This is a genomic window from Cupriavidus sp. FW305-27 (genome assembly GCF_058787995.1).
Genome location: NZ_JBYTAG010000084.1, coordinates 20,936 through 27,777, shown reverse-complemented (window position 1 = coordinate 27,777; position 6,842 = coordinate 20,936). Strand labels below are relative to the sequence as shown.

Below are 6,842 nucleotides of genomic sequence, written 5' to 3'. Positions count from 1 at the left end.
CCGCCTTCTTCGTAGTTGAGGACGAACTGCAGCGCAACGCGCGCACCGCCCGGCCAGCGGGCGTGCGGCGGCCGGGCACCATATCCGATGAGATCGCGTGGATAGTTATCTTTTGTCATGTGTCTTTGCTTGCTTCAGGAAAACGCCCGGCACCGCCGCGCCGCCCGCAAGCGCCGACCATCACGCAATGAACGTGCCAGTCGTGCCGGCGGCGGTGCCGGATACTTCGATACCGTTGCTTCAGTTACTCGGTGCCGTGCGAGTTGGCGGCGGCGTTGCGCATGGCCTCCTCGCGCGACTGGATGCCGTTGTAGAACAGGTTCAGCGCCACGGCCACGATCGTGCCCAGCACGATGCCGCTGTGGGTGAACGGCCCGGTCCACTTCGGCAGGTACTGGAAGAAGGTCGGTGCCAGCGTCGGGATCATGCCGGCGCCGATCGAGATGGCGACGATGAACAGGTTGTGGCGGTTGCGGTTGAAATCGCACGAACCCAGGATGCGGATGCCGGTGGCGGCCACCATGCCGAACATCACGATGCCGGCGCCGCCCAGCACGAACTGCGGCACCGAGGCCACCACGTGGGCCATCTTGGGGAACAGGCCGAAGGCGATCAGGATGATGCCGCCGGCAGCCGCCACGTAGCGCGAGCGCACGCCGGTCACCGTCACCAGGCCCACGTTCTGCGAGAACGAGGTATACGGGAAGGTGTTGAAGATGCCGCCGATCACGGTGCCCAGGCCGTCAGCGCGCAGGCCGCGGGTCAGGTCCTCGTTGCTCAGCTTCTTGCCGGTGATGTCGGACAGCGCCAGGAACATGCCGGTGGACTCCACCAGCGTAATCAGCATGACGATGCACATCGACAGGATGGCGGTCACTTCGAAGGTCGGCATGCCGAAGTGCAGCGGCGTGATGACGGCAACGAAGCTGGCTTCATCCAGGCCTTCGAAGGACACCTTGCCCATCGCCATCGCCACCAGCGTGCCGGCGATGATGCCCAGCAGCACTGCGCAGTTGGCCACCAGGCCACGGCCGTACTTGGTCAGCAGCAGGATGATCAGCAGCGTCAGGCCGGCAATGCCGAGGTTGGCCAGGTCGCCGTAGGCGAGGTTGGGCACCTCCTTGACCACGCCGTCGATCACGGCACGGGTGGTGGGCTGGCCGCCGGCCGCCCAGTTGATGCCCACGCGCATCAGCGACACGCCGATCAGCGTGATCACCGTGCCGGTCACCACCGGCGGGAACAGTCCCAGCATGCGCCCCATCATCGGCGCGATCAGGATGCCGAATATCCCCGATGCGATCACCGCGCCATAGATGCCGAGCAGGCCGACATTGGGATCGGTGCCGATGGCGATCATCGGCGCCACCGAGGCGAAAGTCACGCCCATCATCACCGGCAGGCGGATGCCGAACTTCCAGAAACCAAAGGCCTGGATCAGCGTGGCCAGGCCCGCGGCGAACAGGTCGGCGTTGATCAGGAACGCCAGCTGGTCCTTGGGCAGCTTGAGCGCGCCACCAACGATCAGGGGCACGGCAACCGTGCCGGCGTACATCACCAGAACGTGCTGCAACCCGAGCGCGAGCAGGCGCCCGGAAGGCAAACGCTCGTTGGTGAGGTCCGTCGGGACCGTGGTGCTTGCGGAATTCATGGGTGCGTCTCCTCTCCTTTGGTTTGATGGGAACACCACTGCCATGGCCCCGGTCCTGGATCCCGGAGGGTCTCCGGACCGTTATCTGCCTGTCGTCTCAGCACTCTCGTCGGTGAGCCGGGTGCTGTTTGCCGATCAGGTCTGGCCTTGTAGTTGGGGGCAGGGGCGGGAACACCGTGCTAGGTGGAGCGGCCTAGCACGCTGCGAAGATCGAAGTTGCCCGGCTCGTCCGGCTGCACGCGGTCGGCGCAGGCGCCAAGGTGGTGCGCCATGCGCGACTGGGCCAGCGCGGCATTGCCCTGTTCGAGTGCGTCGAGGATCTCTTCGTGTTCATCGAACGAGCAGGCGTTGTTGCCCGGGGCTTCCACGCTGGCGATCATCAGCGTGGTGCGCGACACCAGCCGGCGCATCATGTTGACCAGCAGCGCATTGCCCGACAGTTCCGCCAGCGCCGTATGGAACTCGGCGGACAGGCGGATCCATTTGGGCCGGTCATGCGTGAGGAAGGCCTGGCGCTCGCTGGCCACCATCTGGCGCAGCGGCGCGATCACGGCCTTGACGTCGGGCATGCCGGCAAGCTTTTCCAGCACCGCGCGTTCCAGCATCTGGCGCAGCTCGAACATGTCGTGCGCTTCGTCGGTGGAGGGGCTGGCGATAAAGGCGCCGCGGTTGGGTTCGAGGTCGACCATGCCGTCGGCGGCCAGGTGCGACAGCACCTTGCGCACCGTGTGTCGCGCGGTGGCATAGATCTCGCAAAGGGAATGCTCGGTCAGCTTGGTGCGCGGCGGCAGCCGGTGCTCCATGATCGCGTCGTAGATCTCGTGATACATGCGCTCTTCGACCGAGCCCTTGCGTGCGGGCCTGGCGGGCTTGCCCGCCTGGATTTCGGTCGGCTCGGCGTCGGCCTTGGTTTCGGCGTTGGCGGCAATCAGCTTCAGGCTCTTGGACATCGTGGCACCAGCAGTCAGGCGGGGCACCGCAAATCCTGAGCATCAGGCAGCGGTGATCCAAAAATTGTTGACAATTATTTGGTTACTGCCTCAATATTGTCAACAAAACTGACTCAGGTTTTCGACAACTCAGGGAAATCCCTGAATTGCCAACCGGGTAGTGCAGGCGCATTGTCGCCACGCACCACCCAGCGCCGGGATGCGTTACCAGACGTACCGAGCGGGCACCATTCCAACAAATGGTGCTAGTGAAGGCAGCGGCGCCCCTCACAACCCAATCGCCTAAGGAAAAACACGATGGGACGCTTGACCACACACGTACTCGACACCGCTGCCGGCACGCCCGGCAAGGGCATGTCGGTTACTCTTCATAAAATTGTCGACAATCGCCGCGAAACCCTGAAGACAGTCGTGACGAACCACGACGGCCGTTGCGACCAGCCGCTGCTGGAAGGTGCGGACTTCGCCGTTGGCGTGTACGAGCTGGAATTCGCCGCGGGCGACTACTTCCGCGCGCAAGGCACGCAGCTGCCCGAGCCGGCTTTCCTGGACGTGGTGCCCCTGCGCTTCGGCATTGCCGATGTCAACGCGCACTACCACGTGCCCCTCCTGGTCTCGCCCTGGTCGTACTCGACCTACCGCGGCAGCTGAAGCGGTGGCATAGGGAAACAGGAGACAAGACATGGAAGGCTACATTCTCGACTGGGCCAATCTGCTGCTGCGCTGGGTGCACGTCATCACGGCGATCGCGTGGATCGGCTCCTCGTTCTATTTCGTCTGGCTCGACAACAGCCTGACCCGTCCCACCGATCCTGACCTGCAGGAGAAGGGTGTCGGCGGCGAGCTGTGGGCCGTGCACGGCGGCGGTTTCTACAACCCGCAGAAATACCTGACCGCACCCAAGACGCTGCCTGAGAACCTGCACTGGTTCTACTGGGAGTCGTATTCCACGTGGATGACCGGCTTCGGCCTGCTGGTGGTGCTGTACCTGTTCAACGCCAGCACGTTCCTGATCGACAAGAACGTCTACGACATGTCGCCCGGCGCGGCGGTCGGCCTGGCGCTGTCCTACCTGGCCGCGGGCTGGGTGGTCTATGACGTGATCTGCCGCGTGTTCGGCAAGAGCGACAAGACCGTGGGCGTGCTGGTGGCGATCTACGTGGCCGTGGCTGCCTACGTGGCGTGCCACCTGTTCTCGGGCCGTGCGGCGTTCCTGCTGACCGGTGCGATGATCGCCACCATCATGAGCGCCAACGTGCTGGTGTGGATCATCCCGGGCCAGCGCAAGGTGGTTGCCGCGCTGCGCGCGGGCCAGCCGGTCGATCCGGTCCATGGCAAGAACGCCAAGCAGCGCAGCGTGCACAACACGTACTTCACGCTGCCGGTGCTGTTCGCGATGCTGTCGAACCACTACAGCATGACCTACAGCTACAAGTACAACTGGGCCGCGCTGATCCTGATCATGCTCGCCGGTGTGCTGATCCGCCAGTTCTTCATCCTCAAGCACAAGGGCAAGATCAACGTGGCCTGGCCCGCAGCCGGCGTTGCCGTGCTGGCCGTGGTCGCCGTGCTGATCGCGCCGCAACCGCGCCCGGCCGTGGCCAAGGCAGAAGGTGGTGAAGCCGCCACCGCCGTCAGCTTTGCCAAGGTGCAGGAAGTGATGAACGCACGCTGCGTGCAGTGCCACGCCGAGCAGCCGAAGATGATGCCGACCGCAGCCAAGGGCATCAAGCTCGATACCGCGGAAGACATCAAGGCCCACGCGCAGCTGATCTACCAGCAGGCCGTGCAGCAGAAGGCGATGCCGCTGGGCAACGTGACGCAGATCACCGACGACGAACGCGCCCTGCTGGGCCAGTGGTTCGAAGGCGGTGCCAAGACCACCAACTGAGGGTGGCCTGATCTGAAAGGCATCAGGGCCGGCGCGTGCCGCCGGCCCGCGAATTCCGAGCATCGGTGATCGACGGTCCGGAGGGTTGTGCAGTTGGCAACCGTCAGTACCGGACCGGCGAGGGTTTGAACGGGGCCTTGTGCCCCGTTTTTTTTCGGCGACTTATCCGCCGATATTCAGCAACGCCAGCACCCCCAGCACCAGGAAAATCCCCGCCGCGATCTTGTGCACCAGTCCGATCGGCATCTTGTTGGCAAACTTGTCGCCAAGCAGGACCGCCGGCGCATTGGCGACCATCATGCCGAAGGTGGTGCCGGCCACCACGGCAATCACCGCATCGCTGAAGCGCGCGGCCAGCGCCACGGTGGCGATCTGGGTCTTGTCGCCCATCTCGGCAAAGAAGAAGGCCACGATGGTGGTGCCGAGGATACCAAGGGCGCCCTTGACCGGCCTGGCTTGTTCGGCGTCGTCGAGCTTGTCGGGGATCAGCATCCATGCCGCCATTGCGATAAAGCCCAGGCCCAGGATCCAGCGCAGCAGGCTTTCGCCCAGCACATGCGTGATCCAGCCGCCGAGCGCACCGGCAAAGCCGTGGTTGAACAGCGTGGCGATCAGGATGCCAAGGATGATGGGAACGGGCTTGCGGTAGCGCGCGGCCAGCACCAGCGACAGCAATTGCGTCTTGTCGCCCATTTCAGCGAGGGCGACGATGCCTGTGGAGACGAGGAAGGCTTCCATATTGGTCTTGTGGGGTAACTGGGCCGCAATGCATCGCGAGATGCCAATGACGCACACCTTTCCCGGCCCGGCCAGAAAGGTATGGTCATCGGTCTCGCCAGGCTGGACGCTGCCGGGTCCGTATCAGTACGGCCGGGCGGGTCCGGAGCTGCGCACGCCATAACCGCAAGCGGTCAAGTCTGTTGACGTACGCCCCTGTCCCCCGGAGTCCGCATTGCGCGGCGCGGTGAGAGCAGGGCGGCTACTCCCCAATGGAAGCGGCAATTATAGCGGCGGGGGGGGGGGGCTGGCGCCCACCTCCCCCCGCCACAAGGCCTGCACCCTCAGCCGGGTACAGGCGCGTTGTCGCTGGTCTGGCGGCCGCGGAAATCGGTCCAGCACAGGGCCTTGAAGTCATAGAGCTTGCAGCGGCGCGCGGTATCGAAATACCAGCGCCAGGAGAAGTTCTCGATGATGATGCGGCCCGGCAGCGCGTGCTCCAGCAGTGCCTGGGCGCGCTTGAGGCGGTACAGCGGCACGCTCATGTCGACGTGGTGCGCGGTGTGTTCCATGATGTGGTGCAGCGCCGCGCCGATGCCGTGCCGGAAGCGCAGGTGCACGGTGGTCGAGACAAAGGGCTGTGCCTTGGCCCACATGGCCTTGGTGTCATACCAGGCGACGCTGGTGTGGGTGTGGTGCACATACAGCACGAAGCCGACGGTGACGTTCCAGACCAGGAATGGCAGCACAAAGCCCGCGCCGGTCAGCAACCACACCGACTGCTCCGTGGCCAGCGCCAGGCCTGCCAGCGCGCCGATCCAGGCCAGCCCGAAGGCGGCTACCAGCACACAGTCGCCGGTGAAGATCGGGCGGCGCGTAGCCATCTGGCGCTTGCTGGGGAAGAACATCTTGCACCACCAGATTTCCACCAGGTAGTACAGGCCCGCGCCGAAGCCGGTGCGGTAGATGCGCTCCATCACGCGGCGCCAGCGCGGCAGCGCGTTGAATTCTTCCAGCGAGTAGGGCGCCCAGACGAAGTCGAAGCCCTTCAGGTTGGTATAGCCATGGTGCACCACGTTGTGGCCGACTTCCCACAGGCTGTACGGCGTCAGCGAGGGCAGGAAGGTGAGCCGGCCCAGCCACTTGTTCAGGCCGCGGCGCGGGGTCAGGCTCTGGTGGCAGGCATCGTGGCCGATGATAAACAGGCGCGCGATGATCAGCCCGGCCAGCACGCCCAGCGCCAGCTTGGCGGCCCAGTGCTGCGCCAGCACCACGCCGGCCAGCACGGCGCCGAACAACAGGTAGTCGAAGGCGAACAGCAGCAGTGCGCGCGGCGTGCTGCGCTGGCCCAGCGGGATCAGCCAGCCGCGGATGATCTTGCGCGAGGGCAGCGGGGCGTCCGGCGCAATCGGCTCCGGCAGCGGGGCGTGGTTGGGCGCGCCCTTGCGCGCGGCATGGGGCACGTCATGCGGGCCACTGGCGCGCTCAGGGGCGTGAGCGGCGGATTGGGAAGCGGTCATGCGGAACCTTCTGATTGCGGTCGGATGGGTAAGGGCGCACGGCGCGCAGAACGGCCGCGGCGGAACCGCAAGGTTAGAAGGCTTTGTCGAAGACGGCCTTGACGGTCGTCAAG

At 65.0% G+C, this 6,842-nt stretch carries 6 protein-coding genes, 1 pseudogene and 1 riboswitch; of the genes and pseudogenes, 2 read left to right on the top strand and 5 right to left on the bottom strand.

Features of this window, described 5'->3' with window-relative positions; translation table 11 throughout:
• The 3 genes and pseudogenes from AC3WRI_RS29335 to AC3WRI_RS29325 all read right to left on the bottom strand — a co-directional run.
• A pseudogene (locus AC3WRI_RS29335) lies at positions 1-119 on the bottom strand (allantoinase); the annotation flags it as partial.
• A gap of 125 nt (positions 120-244) precedes the next feature.
• Positions 245-1,651 carry a nucleobase:cation symporter-2 family protein gene (locus AC3WRI_RS29330; RefSeq protein ID WP_010809173.1) on the bottom strand — a complete coding sequence of 469 codons (1,407 nt, stop codon included), beginning with the start codon at positions 1,649-1,651 and terminating at the stop codon, positions 245-247.
• A 179-nt stretch (positions 1,652-1,830) separates the two neighbouring features.
• Positions 1,831-2,601 carry a GntR family transcriptional regulator gene (locus tag AC3WRI_RS29325; protein WP_011614838.1) on the bottom strand — a complete coding sequence of 257 codons (771 nt, stop codon included), beginning with the start codon at positions 2,599-2,601 and terminating at the stop codon, positions 1,831-1,833.
• A gap of 297 nt (positions 2,602-2,898) precedes the next feature.
• On the opposite strand from AC3WRI_RS29325, the gene uraH reads away from it, so the two are divergent.
• Together uraH and AC3WRI_RS29315 are read left to right on the top strand one after the other, a co-directional pair.
• Positions 2,899-3,252 carry a hydroxyisourate hydrolase gene (gene uraH / locus AC3WRI_RS29320; RefSeq protein WP_010809171.1) on the top strand — a complete coding sequence of 118 codons (354 nt, stop codon included), beginning with the start codon at positions 2,899-2,901 and terminating at the stop codon, positions 3,250-3,252.
• Positions 3,253-3,283: 31 nt separating this feature from the next.
• Positions 3,284-4,492: a urate hydroxylase PuuD gene (locus AC3WRI_RS29315; protein WP_010809170.1), complete on the top strand. Its 1,209-nt coding sequence runs from the start codon at positions 3,284-3,286 to the stop codon at positions 4,490-4,492.
• A gap of 162 nt (positions 4,493-4,654) precedes the next feature.
• Here AC3WRI_RS29315 and AC3WRI_RS29310 read toward each other — a convergent pair whose 3' ends face one another.
• Together AC3WRI_RS29310 and AC3WRI_RS29305 are read right to left on the bottom strand one after the other, a co-directional pair.
• Complete coding sequence (locus tag AC3WRI_RS29310; RefSeq protein WP_010809169.1) at positions 4,655-5,230, bottom strand: TMEM165/GDT1 family protein; 576 nt, start codon at positions 5,228-5,230, stop codon at positions 4,655-4,657.
• Between the two features lie 114 nt (positions 5,231-5,344).
• Positions 5,345-5,492: riboswitch (yybP-ykoY riboswitch) on the bottom strand.
• Positions 5,493-5,553: 61 nt separating this feature from the next.
• Positions 5,554-6,729: a fatty acid desaturase gene (locus AC3WRI_RS29305; protein WP_492294606.1), complete on the bottom strand. Its 1,176-nt coding sequence runs from the start codon at positions 6,727-6,729 to the stop codon at positions 5,554-5,556.
• Positions 6,730-6,842: the final 113 nt, after the last annotated feature.

Coding starts and splice junctions, on each gene's coding strand:
- AC3WRI_RS29330 (WP_010809173.1), bottom strand. CDS start 1,651: ATGAATTCCGCAAGCACCACGGTCCCGACGGACCTCACCAACGAGCGT.
- AC3WRI_RS29315 (WP_010809170.1), top strand. CDS start 3,284: ATGGAAGGCTACATTCTCGACTGGGCCAATCTGCTGCTGCGCTGGGTG.
- uraH (WP_010809171.1), top strand. CDS start 2,899: ATGGGACGCTTGACCACACACGTACTCGACACCGCTGCCGGCACGCCC.
- AC3WRI_RS29305 (WP_492294606.1), bottom strand. CDS start 6,729: ATGACCGCTTCCCAATCCGCCGCTCACGCCCCTGAGCGCGCCAGTGGC.
- AC3WRI_RS29325 (WP_011614838.1), bottom strand. CDS start 2,601: ATGTCCAAGAGCCTGAAGCTGATTGCCGCCAACGCCGAAACCAAGGCC.
- AC3WRI_RS29310 (WP_010809169.1), bottom strand. CDS start 5,230: ATGGAAGCCTTCCTCGTCTCCACAGGCATCGTCGCCCTCGCTGAAATG.